Source organism: Roseovarius nubinhibens ISM (assembly GCF_000152625.1).
Taxonomy (GTDB): Bacteria; Pseudomonadota; Alphaproteobacteria; order Rhodobacterales; family Rhodobacteraceae; genus Roseovarius; species Roseovarius nubinhibens.
Window position 1 is genome coordinate 943,819 of record NZ_CH724156.1, and the last position, 15,400, is coordinate 959,218.

Annotated in this window: 15 protein-coding genes; 9 read left to right on the forward strand and 6 right to left on the reverse strand. The window is 63.1% G+C overall.

Annotated features, from left to right (window positions below; all coding sequences use genetic code 11):
* Nucleotides 1-7 precede the first annotated feature (7 nt).
* Nucleotides 8-901 (forward strand): fructose bisphosphate aldolase, encoded by an 894-nt coding sequence (locus ISM_RS04615; RefSeq protein ID WP_009812957.1) that lies wholly within the window; start codon nt 8-10, stop codon nt 899-901.
* Nucleotides 902-1,033: 132 nt separating this feature from the next.
* Here the strand turns inward: ISM_RS04615 and ISM_RS04620 are convergent, their stop codons facing one another.
* On the reverse strand, nt 1,034-2,656 hold the full coding sequence (locus tag ISM_RS04620) for an acyl-CoA dehydrogenase family protein (RefSeq protein WP_009812958.1): 1,623 nt from the start codon (nt 2,654-2,656) through the stop codon (nt 1,034-1,036).
* A gap of 126 nt (nt 2,657-2,782) precedes the next feature.
* Here ISM_RS04620 and ISM_RS18155 point away from each other — a divergent pair, with 126 nt between their 5' ends.
* The gene (locus tag ISM_RS18155) at nt 2,783-3,082 is read left to right on the forward strand and encodes an FtsB family cell division protein (RefSeq protein WP_040618320.1); all 300 of its coding nucleotides are present in this window, start codon (nt 2,783-2,785) and stop codon (nt 3,080-3,082) included.
* Between the two features lie 3 nt (nt 3,083-3,085).
* Here the strand turns inward: ISM_RS18155 and ISM_RS04630 are convergent, their stop codons facing one another.
* Nucleotides 3,086-3,769, reverse strand: a complete 684-nt coding sequence (locus ISM_RS04630; protein WP_009812960.1) for a fused DSP-PTPase phosphatase/NAD kinase-like protein — start codon at nt 3,767-3,769, stop codon at nt 3,086-3,088.
* 191 nt (nt 3,770-3,960) lie between these two features.
* Between ISM_RS04630 and ISM_RS04635 the strand changes: the two genes are divergently transcribed.
* Nucleotides 3,961-5,157: a pyridoxal-phosphate-dependent aminotransferase family protein gene (locus tag ISM_RS04635; protein ID WP_009812961.1), complete on the forward strand. Its 1,197-nt coding sequence runs from the start codon at nt 3,961-3,963 to the stop codon at nt 5,155-5,157.
* Here ISM_RS04635 and ISM_RS04640 read toward each other — a convergent pair.
* Nucleotides 5,154-6,263, reverse strand: a complete 1,110-nt coding sequence (locus ISM_RS04640; protein ID WP_009812962.1) for a pyridoxal phosphate-dependent aminotransferase — start codon at nt 6,261-6,263, stop codon at nt 5,154-5,156. The genes ISM_RS04635 and ISM_RS04640 overlap by 4 nt on opposite strands.
* Nucleotides 6,264-6,379: 116 nt before the next feature.
* Between ISM_RS04640 and ISM_RS04645 the strand changes: the two genes are divergently transcribed.
* The 5 genes from ISM_RS04645 to ISM_RS18160 all read left to right on the forward strand — a co-directional run bounded on the left by ISM_RS04645 (nt 6,380) and on the right by ISM_RS18160 (nt 10,699).
* Nucleotides 6,380-6,556, forward strand: coding sequence for a twin-arginine translocation signal domain-containing protein (locus ISM_RS04645; protein WP_009812963.1), 177 nt, complete (start codon nt 6,380-6,382; stop codon nt 6,554-6,556).
* 228 nt (nt 6,557-6,784) lie between these two features.
* Nucleotides 6,785-8,053: a polysaccharide biosynthesis/export family protein gene (locus tag ISM_RS04650; protein WP_009812964.1), complete on the forward strand. Its 1,269-nt coding sequence runs from the start codon at nt 6,785-6,787 to the stop codon at nt 8,051-8,053.
* A gap of 420 nt (nt 8,054-8,473) precedes the next feature.
* The gene (locus ISM_RS18470) at nt 8,474-8,788 is read left to right on the forward strand and encodes a hypothetical protein (RefSeq protein ID WP_217622863.1); all 315 of its coding nucleotides are present in this window, start codon (nt 8,474-8,476) and stop codon (nt 8,786-8,788) included.
* A complete protein-coding gene (locus ISM_RS18370) occupies nt 8,785-10,461 on the forward strand; it encodes a hypothetical protein (RefSeq protein ID WP_198011648.1) in 1,677 nt (558 codons plus the stop codon). The genes ISM_RS18470 and ISM_RS18370 overlap by 4 nt, the downstream gene beginning before the upstream one ends.
* A gap of 4 nt (nt 10,462-10,465) precedes the next feature.
* On the forward strand, nt 10,466-10,699 hold the full coding sequence (locus ISM_RS18160; protein ID WP_009812966.1) for a hypothetical protein: 234 nt from the start codon (nt 10,466-10,468) through the stop codon (nt 10,697-10,699).
* 334 nt (nt 10,700-11,033) lie between these two features.
* On the opposite strand, the gene folE2 is transcribed toward ISM_RS18160, so the two are convergent.
* Complete coding sequence (gene folE2 / locus ISM_RS04665; protein ID WP_009812967.1) at nt 11,034-12,134, reverse strand: GTP cyclohydrolase FolE2; 1,101 nt, start codon at nt 12,132-12,134, stop codon at nt 11,034-11,036.
* Between the two features lie 304 nt (nt 12,135-12,438).
* On the opposite strand from folE2, the gene ISM_RS04670 reads away from it, so the two are divergent.
* Nucleotides 12,439-13,284 (forward strand): enoyl-CoA hydratase/isomerase family protein, encoded by an 846-nt coding sequence (locus ISM_RS04670; protein WP_009812968.1) that lies wholly within the window; start codon nt 12,439-12,441, stop codon nt 13,282-13,284.
* Between the two features lie 333 nt (nt 13,285-13,617).
* Here ISM_RS04670 and ISM_RS04675 read toward each other — a convergent pair whose 3' ends face one another.
* Nucleotides 13,618-14,016: a DUF1761 domain-containing protein gene (locus ISM_RS04675; protein WP_009812969.1), complete on the reverse strand. Its 399-nt coding sequence runs from the start codon at nt 14,014-14,016 to the stop codon at nt 13,618-13,620.
* An 84-nt stretch (nt 14,017-14,100) separates the two neighbouring features.
* The gene (locus tag ISM_RS04680; protein WP_009812970.1) at nt 14,101-15,372 is read right to left on the reverse strand and encodes a tetratricopeptide repeat protein; all 1,272 of its coding nucleotides are present in this window, start codon (nt 15,370-15,372) and stop codon (nt 14,101-14,103) included.
* Nucleotides 15,373-15,400: the final 28 nt, after the last annotated feature.

A 15,400-nucleotide genomic window follows, 5' to 3' on the forward strand; every position in this document is an offset into this window, starting at 1 on the left:
ATCATCCATGTCGAAGACACGTCAGGCAGAGCAGATCCGCAGCGCCAAAGGCTTTATCGCAGCGCTGGACCAATCGGGCGGCTCGACCCCCAAGGCCCTGCGCCTCTATGGCGTCGAAGAAGACGCCTATTCGGGCGAAGCCGAGATGTTCGACATGATCCACGCCATGCGCGCCCGCATCGCCTCGAGCCCGGCCTTCACCGGCGACCGGATCATCGGCGCGATCCTGTTTGAAATGACCATGGACCGCGTCATGGACGGCAAGCCCTCGGCGCAATATCTCTGGGAAGAGCGCGGCGTCGTCCCCTTCCTCAAGGTCGACAAGGGCCTCGCCGACGAGACCGACGGCGTGCAGCTGATGAAACCGATGCCCGATCTCGACGCGCTGCTCGACCGCGCCAATGACAAGGGCATCTTCGGCACCAAGATGCGCTCGGTCATCAACGCCGCCTCGCCGAGCGGCATCAAAGCCGTCGTCGCCCAGCAATTCGACGTGGGCGGCCAGATCCTCGACAAGGGCCTCGTGCCGATCATCGAACCCGAGGTCACCATCTCGATCGCCGACAAGGCCCAGGCTGAAGACCTGCTTCTGGCCGAGATCAAGGCCCAACTCGACGCCCTGCCCGAAGGCCGCGACGTGATGCTCAAGCTGACCCTGCCGGAGACCGCAAACCTCTACAAACCGCTGGTCGACCACCCGCGCGTGCTGCGCGTCGTGGCGCTCTCGGGGGGCTATAGCCGCGACGAGGCCAACAACCGCCTGTCGCAAAACACCGGCATGATCGCCAGCTTCTCGCGCGCCCTGACCGAGGGCCTCTCGGCCAGCCAGAGCGACGCCGAGTTCAACGCGACGCTCGATGCCACGGTGCAGAGCATCTATGACGCCTCCGTCGCGGGCTAAGCGCGCGGGCTGAAGTCGCGGATTAAGCCCACGGCCCGCCCCGAGCGCCTGTCGCGCAAGGGGTATTTGAAACCAGAAAGAGCCCCGGCGCGGAGCCTTCTCCGGCCGGGGCTTTTTGATGCGCGGGTGAAATTACCCGCCCAGCCGCGCGAGGATCGCGTCGGTGTCGAGCCCCTGCACCGCCCCGGCGCTGCGCCCGCGCGCGCCGCCGAGACGGGTGGCGCAATAGGCGTCCGAGATCGGCCCCGGCGCCTGCCGGATGAGCACCGACGCCGTGAGCAGCGTCGCAAGGCTCTCGACATACCAGCGCGCTTCGCCCTCGTCAGGCAGCCGGGTGAACCGCTCCATATGGGTGCGCAGCGCCATGTCATAGGCCCGCGACTGGCCCGTGGCCTCGCTCAGCTCGGCGCTCAGAACCTCGCCCGCCAGCGGCAGTTTCTGCAGACTGCGCAGCACATCGAGGCAGATCACATTGCCCGAGCCCTCCCAGATCGAGTTGAGCGGCGCTTCGCGGTAGAGCATCGGCAGCTCGGTATCCTCGACATAGCCCATGCCGCCGAGCGCCTCCATCGCCTCATAGACCACCCCGGGGCAGAGCTTGTTGCCAAGATATTTCGCCAGCGCCACGCCGAGCCGGGCAAAGGCGCGCGACGCCTCGTCATCGCGGTCGAACGCCGCCCCCATATGCAGGCCGAGCGCCAGCGTGCCCTCCCAATCGAGCGCCAGATCGGCCAGCACCGTGCGCATCAGCGGCTGATCGGCGAGACCCCGGCCAAACACCTGCCGATGCCGCGCCCAATGCCACGCATGATCGAGCGCCGCCCGCATCAGCCCCGCCGGCGCCAGCGCCGTATCGAGCCGCGTGTGATGCACCATGTCAAGGATGACCCGAACCCCGTCGCCCTCCTCGCCCAGGAGATGCCCATAGGCATCAACCAGCTCGATCTCGGCCGAGGCATTGGCATGATTGCCGAGCTTGGATTTGAGCCGCTGCAGATGGATGCCGTTGCGCCGCTCGTCAAGCCAGCGCGGCACCAGAAAACAGCTGAGCCCGCCGGGTGCCTGCGCCAGCATCAAGAACCCGTCCGACATCGGCGCCGAGCAGAACCATTTATGCCCGCGCAGCCGGTACATCTCGCCCTCGGCCACCGCCCGCGTCGCATTGGCCCGCACATCCGATCCGCCCTGCTTTTCGGTCATCGCCATGCCCATGGTGGCGCCGGGTTTGCGCGCCAGCGGCTTGGCCGCCCCGTCATAGACCCGCGAGGTGAGTTTGGGCACCCAGGTCCGCAGCAGCGTCGCATCCGAACGCAGCGCCGGCACCGCCGCATAGGTCATCGTCATCGGACAGCAGATGCCCGGCTCGACCTGGCTGGTGAGATAGACCATCGCCGCATGGGTCGCATGACCGCCCGGCCGCCCCTCCCAGGGCAGCGCCGCATAGCCCGCGCCGATCCCGGCCTCCAGAAGCTGATGATAGGACGGGTGAAACCGCACCTCGTCGAGCCGCCGCCCGCCGGCGTCGAAAATCCGCGCCTGTGGTGGATAATCCCGCGCCTCGCGCGCCGCCACCGCCGCCTCGGCATGGCCCATCAACGCGCCATAGTCCGACAGTTGTTCGCCCTCCGCCCCCGCCGCCGCCGCATGATCGCGCAGCGCCGGATCATCGGCCCAAAGCCTGCGGTTGCCGCGCGGCGGCGGCTGGTTCGTCACCTCATGGGTGTCGCTCATGGTCTGGGCGGGCAAATGGCGCATGATCGTCCCCCTTGCTGGAATGCTACAGGCCAGCCCCATGTTTTGGAAAGGGGATTCACAAGCGCCCCGCGATATGGCACTTTGCATCTGTTGCCCGACAAGAGGCATGAAACCGAGGCAGATACCGTGAGCATTCGCAAGCCGCCCGCCATGGGCGTTCTCATCTATTTCGCGATCACATTCGCATTGGGGCTCTATTTCACCTTTGCCGCGGTGCAGGGCGATTTCGGCCTGTTCCGCCGCGCCGAGATCGAGGCCGAGACCCGCGCCCTCGAGGCCCGGCTCGAAGCGCTCGAATCTCAGGTCGCACGGATGGAAAACCTGACCCGGCGCCTGTCGGACAGCTATCTCGATCTCGATCTGCTGGATCAGCAGGCCCGCGATGTGCTCGGCCTGATGCGCAGCGACGAAATCGTCATCCGCTAAAGGTCAGAACCACGGCTTGTAGGTCGCTTCGAACTCGCGCTGGAGGGCCTCATTGTCATATTCCTGGCGCACCCACTCCTCAAAGCCGATGCCGGTCTCGGCCTGCCGCGCCTCATAGACATCGAGGATATGGTCGAGAACCCCGGTTTTCGAGCGCCGGATATGGACATATTTAAAGCTCAGCATCCGCCGCGCCTCGGACACTGGCCGCCCCTCCATGACGAGAAGCCAGATCGCCGAGGCAAACCCGGCCCGATCGGCCCCCGATTTGCAATGCATGACAAAGGGTTTCTCGATCTGGCGGAACGCCTCGAGCAGCGTCAGGATATCCTCGCGCGGCGCGGCATAGCGCGCGTGCAGCGTCACATTGACCAGCGTCAGCCCGAGCTTTTCACAGCTCTCTACCTCGGTCAGGTAATGCGCCGCCCCGCCCGATCCGCGCAGGTTGAGCACGCTGCGAAACCCCATCGCCTTGAGCTTTTCAAACCGCCGATGCGTCGGATGGTTCGACCGCCAGACCCCCGGCGCCACCTCAAAGAAATTGGTCCAGACCGTGCGCAGGATCGCATGATCGAACCACAGGTTATAGATATGGGCGCGGCGCCGGTTCTCGGGCGTGCTGAGATCGGTGTTGTAGCTGGCGCGCAGATTGGCTTCCCAAGTCTTGAGCCGTGAAAATACCGTCATGAGGTCCCGAGCCTTTGTAGTGTTCGCGCCCCATGTAGGCGTCCCGCCGCCCAGAGGCAAGCTTGGCCACCCCGCGCGCCACCCCGCACACCGCCCGCCGCACTGGCCCGCCTGCCCGACCGCAACAGCGATTGACCTTGCCCGCCCGGTGCCTAAAGTCGCCCGCAATATCTGTCAGAAGGATCAGTGATATGGGGTTTGCACAGGGGCGCAGCTATCTCGCCATTCCAGGGCCATCGGTCGTGCCCGACGCGGTCCAGCGCGCCATGCACCGCGCCGCCCCCAATATCTATCAGGGCGAGCTCGTGGACATGATGGACGGGCTCACCACCGATCTGCGCCATGTGGCCCAGACCGACGGCTATGTCGCCATCTATATCGCCAATGGCCATGGCGCCTGGGAGGCGTCGCTCGCCAACACCATCGCCCCCGGCGACCGGGTGCTGGTGCTCGCCACCGGCCATTTCGGGCTGGGCTGGGGCCGCCATGCCGAGGCCATGGGCGCCAAGGTCGATCTGCTCGACTTCGGCAACCGCGCCACCATCGACCCCGACCGGATCGAGGCCGCGCTGCGCGCCGACACGACCCACGAGATCAAGGCCGTGCTCGTCACCCATGTCGACACCTCCAGCACCGTGCGCAATGACATCGCCAGCGTTCGTGCCGCGATGAATGCTGCCAGTCACCCGGCGCTCCTCATGGTGGATTGCATCGCCTCTCTCGGCTGCGAGCGGTTCGAGATGGACCGCTGGGGCGTCGATGTCATGGTCTCGGCCAGCCAGAAGGGCCTGATGCTGCCCCCCGGTCTCGGCTTTGTCTGGTTCAACGACCGCGCCGATGCGGTGCAAACCCGGCTCGACCGGGTGAGCCCCTATTGGTCCTGGACACCCCGCGCCAAGCCCGAGGCCTTCTACCAGTATTTCGGCGGCACCGCGCCCACCCATCACCTCTACGGTCTGCGCGTGGCCCTCGACATGATCCGCCAAGAGGGGCTCGACGCGATCTGGCAGCGCCACGCCCGCCTCGCCGGCGCGATCTGGGCCGCCACCGACTGCTGGGCGCGCGACGGCGCGATGCGGCTCAACATCTCCGATTCCGCGCTGCGCAGCCACGCGGTCACCGCCCTGTCGCTCACCGCCCCCGACGCCAGCCGCCTGCGCGGCTGGACCGAAGAGATGGCCGGCGTCACGCTGGGCATCGGGCTCGGCATGGCCGAACAGGGCACGCCCGCCGCCGACGGGTTCTTCCGCATCGGGCATATGGGCCACGTCAATGCGCATATGGTGCTGGGCGCGCTCGGTGCAATCGAGGCGGGGCTCGCCGCGCTCGACATCCCGCATGGATCGGGCGGCGTCTCGGCGGCGGCCCGGGCGCTGGCGGCGGATTAACCGCCGCGCGCGCGCCGCAGCGCCTCCGGCAGCGCCTCGGCCAGCCGCGCCAGATCCGCCTCTGTGCCACAGCTGATGCGGATACAGCGATCCTGCGGCGCCACGAAAGGCATCCGCACGAACACCCCCTGCGCCACCAACCCGCCCAGAACGGCACGGGCAAAATCGCCATCCGCGCCGCAATCCACCGTCACGAAATTGGTCGCCGACGGCAGCGGGTCGAGCCCGTTGTCGCGGGCAATCCGCGCAATCGCCTCGCGCGACGCCGCCACCTTGTCACAGATCTCACGCAGCCAGTCCTGATCCTGCAGCGCCGCCAACGCCCCGGCCTGCGCCACCCGGCCCATACCGAAATGATTGCGGATCTTCTCGAAATTGCGGATCAACCCGGCCGAGCCGAGCGCATAGCCGATCCGCGCCCCCGCCATGCCATAGGCCTTGGAAAAGGTCCGCATCCGGATGACCCGCTCATCCTCGATCTCGACCGGCGCGGCGGTGCCCTCGGGCGCAAACTCGATATAGGCCTCGTCGAGCAGCAACAGACAGCCCTCGGGCAGATCCTCGAGCGCCGCCACCACATCCGCCCCGCTGAGCCAGCTGCCCATCGGATTGTCGGGATTGGCGAAATAGATGAGCTTGGCGCCCCTCTCCCGCGCCAGCGCCATCAGCCCGCGCAGATCCTCGTGATCGTCGCGATAGGGCAGCTTGTGCAGCACCCCGCCAAACCCGGCCACGTGATAGTTGAACGTGGGATAGGCCCCGTCCGAGGTCACCACCGCATCGCCCGGCTCGATGAGCAGCCGCACGAGATAGCCCAAGAGCCCGTCAATCCCCTCGCCCACGACGATATTGCCCATCTCGATGCCGAGATGCCCGGCCAGCGCGGCACGCAGATCATGGCTCGCCGCATCGGCATATTTCCAGATCTCGATCGCCTCCGCCTGCATCGCGGCAATCGCCTTGGGCGACGGGCCAAAGACATTCTCATTCGCCCCGAGCCGCGCGTCGAAGGGCGCGCCGCGCGTGCGCTCCTGCTCTTCGGGGCCGACAAAGGGCACCGAGGCGGGAAGGGATTGGGCGAGGCGGGTAAAACGTGCATGTGTCATGGCCCTGAGATAGCGCCATGCGCGCCCCTCCGGCAAGTGCCTCGCGCAGGCCAAGGCTTGAAACAGCCCCCGCCGCCCCATAGCTCTACTGTGTGATCCCAGGCCGAGGAGACCCGATGCCCAAGCTCACCCGACGCGGCTTTATCGCCGCCACCTGCGCCGCCGGGGCGACCCGCGCCCTGCCGACCCTCACCACCCGGCTCGCCCCGCATCTGGGCGGCAAACGCATCCTGACGCTGGTCTACGACAAATCCCTGGGCGCGATGCGCGCGGTCGAGCGGCTCGTGCCCTGAACACCACAGGCGATGTTGGCCCGCGGATTTCCACCTATGCGGGAAATTATTTGTGACAAAAACCCCATCCTTGGGCCTTTCCGTTAGGCCGAGGGCTTGAAACCTGCGCCGGTTCTCTGGCAACTGGCTAGGGAATTATCGGGGGATATGTTCGGAATGAGATTCGTAGTGTTGGTAGCTTTGACCTTGATGGTCAGCGGATGTGGTGTTGCCTATATTAGCCCAAAGGTGCCGGCAAATTCGCCAAATGTAGATGTCGTCCGGCTCGACGCTGCCACCGTCGCCAGTGCCAACCGCTCCACCTACACCCCGAAAACGCTGCCCGCCGCCTTCTTTCAGACCGCTGGCACCGATGCCGGCATCTATGGCGTCGGCAGCTCGCCGGAACCCGTCGTCGACCGGCAGATCAAACCCACCGCCCTGCCCATGCGCACCCCGCCAAGCGCCCCTGTCGTGCCCTACCGGGTCGGTGTCGGCGATGTCCTGTTGCTGAGCTCGCCGGACGCGGGCAACACGGTCGAGGAACTGTCGGGGCTTCTCGCCGCCCAGAACCGCCGCCAAGGCTATACCGTCCAGGATGACGGCGCCATCGCCGTGCCCGACGTGGGCCGTATCAAGGTCGCGGGCCTGACCCTCGAAGAAGCCGAAGCGCAGGTCTTCCAACGCCTGATCTCGAGCCAGATGGACCCGTCCTTCTCGCTCGAAGTGTCCGAGTTCAACTCGAAACGCGTCTCTGTCGGCGGCGCAGTGTCCAAACCCGCCGTGGTCCCGATCACCCTCGTCTCGCTCACCCTCGAAGAGGCGCTGGCGGCGGCGGGCGGCATCTCGACCCGCGACGAGGATTACACGCTCATCCGCCTCTACCGCGATGGCGAGCTCTACGAAGTGCCGCTGACCGAATATCTCAAACGCCCCGGGGTGCAGAAAACCCGGCTCGCGGCGGGCGATTCGATCTTTGTCGACACCACGTTCGAGCTCGAAGACGCGCAGGCCTTCTTCACCGAACAGATCGCCCTCGCCACCTATAAACAGGACGCCCAGATTCACGCGCTCAACCAGATGAACAGCGCCATGAACCTGCGCCGCAGCGCCCTCGAAGAGGCCCGCAGCAACTTCCTGTCGCGGCTCGAACTGGACTCGGTGGATCGCGATTTCGTCTATCTCACCGGCGAGGTCAAAACCCCGAGCCGCTTCCCGCTGCCCTTTGGCAAGACCGCCTCGCTCGCCGATGCGCTCTTTGAAAACGGCGGCTCGCAGAACATGACGGCCAACCCGGCCCGCGTCTATGTGCTGCGCGGCCAACCCGGCAGCGACCGGATCACCGCCTATAATCTGAACTACCGCGACGCCACCAATCTGGTCCTCGCCACCAAGTTCCAGATGCGCCCCAATGACGTGGTCTTCCTCTCGGAACAGCCGATCACCAAATGGAACCGCGTCGTGCAACAGCTCGTCCCGAGCCTCCTGACCAGCAGCGCCACCCTGGCCGCCAACTAGGCCAGCTGAGGACATCCAAACAGCAAAAAACCCCGGCCACCGCGCCGGGGTTTTTCATGTGTCGCAACCGTTTTTCGCACCGCCGTGTCACCGACGGAGTTGCACGCCGATCCATCACTGATGGCTTCGTCACAACTAAAACTAAATCGGAGAGTTGCGCCGCTTGAACCGCCGAGTTATCGGCCACTGCCGCCTTTCGGGTTGAGGATTGAGATGATTTTCATTTGCCCGCTCTTCCAACACTTGATCAGGTTGTGATGTTAACATGTCAAGATGTCGCCAGAGTCGCCGTGCTTGGTCAACGAAATTAGATCATTACTCATGATGACAAAAACGACCATTTGTGCTTCTGTCTGAAGCAGATCTCTTTGCTCTGGACATGGCGCGTTGAAAAAAAGAATATTGACAATACTAGTTGTCGTGATCGTCGCCTTGGCTTCAAGTTTTACTTTGGGTTCCTATTTAGAAACCACAACAAAAAATGACCTTGCTTTCCTTCATACAAATTGCCCTGCAATTAGCGCTATAGAATATGATGATCTGGGCGACCATATCACTGCTGATAGGAGTATAGATGGTACATTATACATCTTCAACCAAATCAGAGGTAAGAACTCCCCGGATGACTTTGAAGCAGGATTCAGAAGTATTGCATCAGAGGTATTGTGCTTACCCGGTCTCGGTTGCGCAATACCGCCACACATCTCTAATGAATGCGGAGGCAGAATTCAATGAGTGACCATGATCGCCGACAAGCAATTTATGATTTCGTTGTTGAGCAATATCAAAACATCCCAAGTGGTGGAACCAACCACCTTCGAGTAGCGGTTAATGCAACGCAACTAGCGATTAACCTATATGACACTGAATTCCCCCCTACCTATTATGACTCCCCGAATGGGGAACCTCTCGTTCTCTACCCTTACAACCGGGCTGAGATGATTATTGAAGACCTCAAAGAAGTTTTTGTAGGTGAGAGCATCCATGGTCGTTGGCGAGGGACAGGTGACTTTTTTTACGGAAACGTCATTGATATCGACGGTAGAAGAATAAATGAAGGATCAGGGTTTAGGGATGAATTTCAAGATAATACCGACCAAATAAACCATACTTTTGGTGGCATTTGGGGATCTTTTCATTACGGCATTGTGCCCGAGACAATCACAAATCTACGCGAGAACGGCGAAGAAGATTTGTTGATTAACTATGTCACATTTCCTATTGGCAATCTATTGAACAACGAGAATATTGGTTACCTGCCGCAACTTCTCGCCACAGGTCTTTCAAACGATGAAGACTATAGCTTTTACACACGTGAAGAATTTGCGGAGTTCCTGTCTGAATCAATCAAATCTGGCCTAAACAACGGTTCGCTCTCCGCCGAAGACGCTGTTTCATTGTTCCGGCATGCCCAAGATACAGGCGACTCGACTCTCTTACGGGCATATACGACCGCTCTTTCCGAGAGTGATCAAAGCTGCTTCGGCCCTGAAGTCCCCATCGACATGTGGCCGCTTGATCCTGATCTCAATCCCGGACCGGATGGCATTTATGATCAGGACGCGGTGCGCGCAAAGGTCTGGAAGAAGCCTATTGAGTTGATCCAGGTGGGTGACCTCGTCGTGTCGTTTGACGACGACGGCAATCTGGTGCCTGGTCCTGTCACTAGGACGTTCCAGAACAACGCCAAAATCCTGCTGAACTTCCACGGCACCCGCGTGACGCCTGGCCACGTCTACTACCGCCCGGACAGCAAGAAGTCCTACAAGTACGAGACCCTGATCGACGTGCTGCGCGACGATGGTGTGATCCAGAAACAGGACGGCACGCTGATCCGCGCGGCCACCAATGTCCCCGTGGACAGCCCGCGTGACGGCTTCGTCCGCGCAATCGCCGGAAGGCACAAAGCAGACGGCGCATTCGAGCAAACCGACGAAGGCCGCATCCGCCTCGGCACGCGTTTTCTCATCGGTACGGGCGAAGAATGCAAATCCGTCTCTGTGGCAGACTTGATCGAATGCAACCGCGGTGTCGTCGGCGATGACGAGTTGATCCATGTCGGCGATAGTCCTGGCGTCCCGTTCACCTGGGACTTTGGTGACACGCTGCCCAAGCCGGAAGACTTTGTGCTGGCCTGCTCTGGCACCACGCTCGAAGACATCTACAAAGCCGCTGAATGGGAAAGCCAAGGCCCACGCCTGCCTGCTCCCATGGTGCTCGACCGCGGCCCCGTGCAACCGCTCAAGGACGTGGCACTATCAGAGATGCCACGCAATGAGCCACTGAACGTGACCCATGCACCGATGGCCGCGACCAAGCCGCAGCGGACGCTGAACCGCGAACAGCGCAAGGCGATGGAGGCCCAGCAACGCAAAGCGGCCAAAACCCGTAAGCGGCTGGTAGGTTAGGCCATTGAGCGACGATGACCCCAAGAAGGTGACGGAAGTGTTCAGCACCTCTGCCACCCTTGAAATTATAGAAGAGCTGCAACGCAAATACGGACCAGACCCGACGTTTATGTTACAGCGCGCGCACCGCCCCTTCCATGACCCCTACAAGGTCTATCGCATCGAGCTGGCAGACCCGACCTTGCGGATTGCATCCCCATCAAGCCCACGCCAGATCGACCGGAACAAGCTGCACTGAGCGAGAACATCCTCGGCTGGTCCCGCGCTCCTTGCAGCACACGCACGAGAAGATCAGATAGCGGCCATGAGGAGCGTGGCGGAGACCGGGGTGCAGATCATCCCGTTTCTGGAAGCTGCCGGGGCGCTCGCCGATTTTCTGCGATCTTCGCCTCGATCTCGGCCACGTAGAACAAAGCACGGGGCGGGTTGTCGAGCGCGATGAAGCCGATAAGGCGAAGCGGGCACGTAGCTCGGCAAAGACTTCATCGGCTAGAACACCTGGGCCGCTGTCCAGACTGGCCTTGATAGCGTCCCGCGACGTCTCCAGCTCACGGCGTTCGAAATACCGACGTTTAGCCGACGTGAAACAGCGTGTTGAACAGCTTCGGATCGAGGCTCTGCGCGGCAAAGGTCGGGCCCTCGGTGAGGATGCTCACCGCGTCATGGCTGTGCAGGCTTTCCTGATGGCTCGCCACCACCCGGAAGTCGCCCACCCGGCCATCGGCCAGCAATTCCTTGCAGAACAGACGCGCCGCATCCTCAACGAAAATAGGGTTCGCCGCGTTGAGCTCGGCAAAGGCCTGCTCGTCCTCGCGCTTGACCATCACCTGCGTCTCGGTGGGCACCGCCCGCCGCGCGAGGTCGATCAGATCCTCGAACCACAGGCAATCCTCGCCCACCAGCTCGACCGAAATCCGCGCCACCGAACGCTGCGAATGCGGCGTCGCCAACTGCCCCCGCTCCCGCCGCGCATGCTCCGACAGCTCGAGCGAACAGGGGCAGGTCGACGAATAGACATAGTCGAGATGCATGAACTTGCGCCGCACCCCCTCCGTCTCGACCAGCTCGAGCGCGAAATCATAGTACTGATAGCCCTCAAGCCCCGAGCGCAGCGACCGGATCTTCATCGGATAGGAGAACCGCATCTGAATGCGCGCATCGATACTGTCGAGATCGGTGATGTAATCGTCGAGCGCCGCTTCGATCACCTCGAAACTAAAGGTCTTTTCCGCATGTTTGTAGAAACTGCGCATGATGCGCGACATGTTGATGCCCTTCTTGCCCGCCTCGAGGCTCACCGTCCCGGTGACCGAGGATTCGAGCGTCAGGTCGCTCTCGTCGCGGCGGTGAAACCGCACCGGCAGGCGGAAATTGGAAATCCCCACATGCTGCAACTGCTGCCGCGCCCCCCGGATGAGAGAGGTCGGCCCGTTCTGCAGATCCGGCATGGTGGCGCGATAGGCGTCATCCACCTCGAACTCTTCTGGATAGGCGCGGGCGAGCGCCGGGTAATTCGACACTTCCTGCCCCGGCAGAAGACGCGCCACCGCCGGATCGAGATCGGCCACCTCTTCGGGCGTGGCCGACATGGCCCATGTCCGCAACGTGTCGAGCGCATCCTGCGCATCATCACGATCCGGCGAGCTCTGGACCTGGCTCGGGTGCATGTTCATGGGCCTATCTCCCAATGCAAGAAACCCGATCTACATAAGGTGTCGGTCGGCAAAAAGCTAACGATGAATCGACAATAGCCCCTCCGAACACGTCACATCCCGGCCCCTGCCGGACCCGCAAGCCCCCCGCCGACCCCATGAAGCGGCCCCCAAATTATATCCAATTTCGGAATTCTAAATAGGTATTCACCTAGTTTATATAATTTCCCTACCGAATAACCTCCCTCGTCAGGCGGCCCATACCCCCGCCCAAACCCAACCGTGCAGCGCCTTGCCCGGCGGTTTCCCCATCGGAGGACAGACCATGAAATACGAGAATTTCCAAACCTTCACCGTCGACGTGACAGAGGCCATCGCCACCGTCACCTTCGATTTCGGGTCGGTCAATGTGCAGGGCCAGGAGATGCTGGCGGATCTCAACAGCCTCGCCATGCGGCTCGAACGGGACCGCGCGGTCAAGGTGGTGGTGTTTCAATCGGCAAACCCCGAAATCTGGGTCTGCCATTACGACACCGAACTTCTCAAGGACATGTCGCAAGAGCCGGTCTCGCGCGACGAGGCGGAATTGCTCGACCTGCAGGCCGTCTGCGAACGGATCAGCAAGGTCCCCCAGGCCACCATCGCCAAGCTCGAAGGCTTTGCCCGGGGCGGCGGCCATGAACTGGCGCTCGCCCTCGACATGCGCTTTGCCGCGCGTGGCAAGTTCAAGTTCATGCAGATGGAAGTGGGCATGGGCATCCTGCCCTGCGGCGGCGGCGCCTCCCGCATGGCCCGTCAAACCGGGCTCGGCAAGGCGATGGAAATCATCCTGAGCGCACAGGATTACGACGCCGATGATGCGGAACGGCTCGGCACGATCAACAAGGCCTTGGACCCCGACGAGATCGGCCCCTATGTCGATGCCCTGGCGCATCGCATCGCCCAATTCCCCGCCGCCTCCATCAACGCCTGCAAACAGATGGTCTACGAATCCATCGACACCCCGATCGCCGAGGCGCTGAAGGCCGAGGCCTATTGGCTCTACCAGGCGACGAGCAAAACCCCCGCGATCAAACGGTTCACCATCGCCGACGACCAAGGCCTCGAACATGACATCGAAAATCAGCGCAACTGGGGCGATCTCGTCATGAAGGTGCAAGACATCACCTGACCGGGTGCTCGCCGAAACAGGAGGCCGCACGCGCGAGACTGCGGCCTCTCCCCTGCTAGGCCTCTGCCCGGAAAGGCCGCGCCGCATCCCCGGGGTCCGCCTCAATTTGAACGGTGTTTTAGGGACTTAGCCTTTGCCAGCCGCCCCCCTTCCGCGCTATCCTCATCCTATTCGGACCAGGATGGCCGAACCTTCAAAGGCATTGTTTACGCGCGTGGGAGACGGGTGCGCGTGGGGCAGCGGAGGGTTCAGCGATCGGCGCCGAACCCTCCGCTGACATGTCTGAACCCCGGCTAAAACAGCACAGGACCGTTCAAAACAGCACAGGACCGCTCAAAACAGCCCGAGCACCGCCCCCATCGCCGCACAGCCCAGCGCCGCATAGCCGCCATCGATCAGCGTCAGCGTCACGGGCCGCTGGCTATAAAGATTGTTGAGCGCGATCCAGGGCGTGATGAAAAACAGCCCGATCCCAAGCCCCGCCACCAGACCGGCAAAAATACTGTCGATCCCCGACAGGGCAAAGACATGGCGCATCATCCCCGCCACCAGCAATTGCAGCCCAAAGGCCATCACATAAAGCATCGGGTTGGAACTGCCCTTGGGCTTGCCATCCGCCCCCACCGGCACCTTGGCCGCCCGCATCCACGGCCCCGACAGCTTGCCATACCACCCCGCCCCCAAGGCAAAGGCCGCCACCGTCGCCAGAATGACCGAAATCCACGCCACCATATCCACTCTCCTCAATAACCTCCCCCGAGACTGTCCCCAATTCGCCCGCCGGTCCAGTGTTTCCGTGGCCCGGCAACCCCAGCCTCACATCCCGGCCAGCGAATTGCGCAGCGCGATCCGGGGCCGGTGCATCGCCAATTGGCGGCGCGCCTCCCGCTTCCGCCCCAGCCGCAACAGCACCATGAGCGAGGCAAACTCGATCAAATCGCGCTGCGCCCGGCTACCCCCGATCCGGGCATGATCGGCGAGGCTCCGGGTGAGCAGATGATCCGCCCGCTCCCAATCCTGCGCCGCCAGCGCCCCGAAGGCCTCGGCCAGGTCGCGCACCAGATCGGCTGCCGGCCCCTTGGCGCCTTGGATGATCCGGTCGAGCGCCTCCGGCCGCCCCGCCATCGCATAGGACAGCGCCCCATGCATATCGGCAAAGCCCAGCCCCGGCTTCGGGAAATGCGCCGCCGTGTAATCCGCGATCACCTGCCAGCGCGCCTGCGGCACCTCGACCCCGGCCATCTCGGCCCGGTAGAGCACCGCCGCCAGATCGCTCACCACATTGATCGGCGGGCCAGAGCTCTGGCGCGGATCGACATCACGGTCGATGATCCGCCACATCTCGTCCACATCGCCACGTTCCAATGCCCAGAGCGCGATATGCCACGAGATATGACAATGCATCTGGGCGCGGCGGTCATAGCCCTGCCGCCACGCGGTGATGAACCCATAGCCCGCGTCGGTCTCGCCCCGCTCATAGAACAGATGCGAGCGGATATGCGCGGCATGGGCATTGCGGGAATTGCCCGCCAGCGAGGCGGTGATATTGCCCTCGGCCCGATCGAGCTGCCCGGTCTCGAGCTGGGCAAAGGCCAAGAGCCCCTGATGCCACCAATCCGCGCCATAGGCCGGGGCCAGCTCTTCGGCGAGCGCCAGGTTCTCCGCCTCGCGCCCGGCCCGGCCGCTGAACCCGATGAGCCCCAGCGCCCCGAGACAGGCCTGCGCCGTCAGCACATCGCGCGGAAACTCCCGCAGCTGCGCCCGTGCCGCCTCATAGCCCGCCGCCGTCTTGCCGGCGATCAACATGTCGAAAATAGCCACCTGCCCGGCCTCGCGCGGGCTGAGCTCGCGACCACAGCCCCGGGCCGCCTCCATCGCCGCCTGCGCCCCCGCCCGGTCCCCCATCACCTGCCGATACCGGCCCAGCGTGACATGGGCCAGCGCCAGATCCGGGTCTTCCGCGATGGCCTCGCTCAGCGCCTCTTCGACACCCAGCTCCGCCCCGAGAAACCGATCCAGCCCGCGAACATAGGCATCCCGCGCCCGCGCTGATCCGGTCGAGATTGAGTTATCATAGCGATCTTTCATGGGGCGTCCCTCCGCCCCATCCTAGCAC